Here is a 913-nt window from a genome sequence, read left to right as displayed (position 1 = left end):
ATAAAGATATCCAGTCCACCAACACCTACATGACCATTGGAAGCAAAATATAAACGACCACTCTGATGAATAAAAGGAAACATTTCATCTCCTTCAGTATTGATATCTTTACCCAAATTTACTGGGGTACTCCAGGAGTCACCCTCTTTATCCACATAATAAATATCTGTTCCACCAATACTTCCAGGCATATTCGATGTAAAATAAAGTCGATTGCCATCTGAAGATAAACAAGCATGTCCACAAGAGTAGGCGTTACTGTTGAACGGAAGTTCTTCCGGCTTCGACCATGATCCATCAGCCTGTTTTTCTGATTTTAAGATAATCAGGTTATTATAACCCTTCTTCTTTTTAAAGTTTGCATCAATGAAATCGTTGTTGATATTTCGGGTGATATACAGTTCATTTCCGTCCTTACTGAAACACACAGGACCATCGTGAAACATGCTGCGCATCTCTGTTGAAAACAACTTAGGATTAGAAAACAAACCCTCCTTTTCTGAAGTTTTTAAAACATTCAAATAGGGAGCTTCTTTCCAAGCATACTCTCTTTTAATAATATAATCTAAATCTCGTGCAGACACAAAATAGATATCTCCATTATAGGCTACCGGTCCAAAATCTGATTGTTCAGAGTTAAAATCTACTTCATCAATTAAATATCTTTCTTCAGCTAAAATCTTTTCAATCTTAGGTAAAGAATTCAATAATTCTGTAGCTCTTCCGTCTTCAGGATTTCGTTCCTTATACATGGCTATTACACGGTCGGCCTCTGCATATTTACCATTATATTTTAATGATTGTGCATACATAAACAGCTGGTCGTTGCTTAAATGATCCATTGCAACTGAAGCGAAAGTATTTTCACTTTTTACCGTTTCACTTACTTTTAAATAGGCCACAGCCAGTTGTC

General features: G+C 36.0%; 1 protein-coding gene. It reads right to left on the bottom strand.

The window, feature by feature from the left end:
- Positions 1–913 (bottom strand): TolB family protein (locus tag OM075_RS26640; RefSeq protein WP_435873493.1); only part of this gene is annotated, 913 nt, incomplete at both ends.

The organism is Plebeiibacterium sediminum (genome assembly GCF_026013605.1).
Taxonomy (GTDB): domain Bacteria; phylum Bacteroidota; class Bacteroidia; order Bacteroidales; family Marinilabiliaceae; genus Saccharicrinis; species Saccharicrinis sediminus.
The sequence above is the reverse complement of the archived record's forward strand: the minus strand, read 5'-3'. Positions and strand labels throughout refer to the sequence as shown.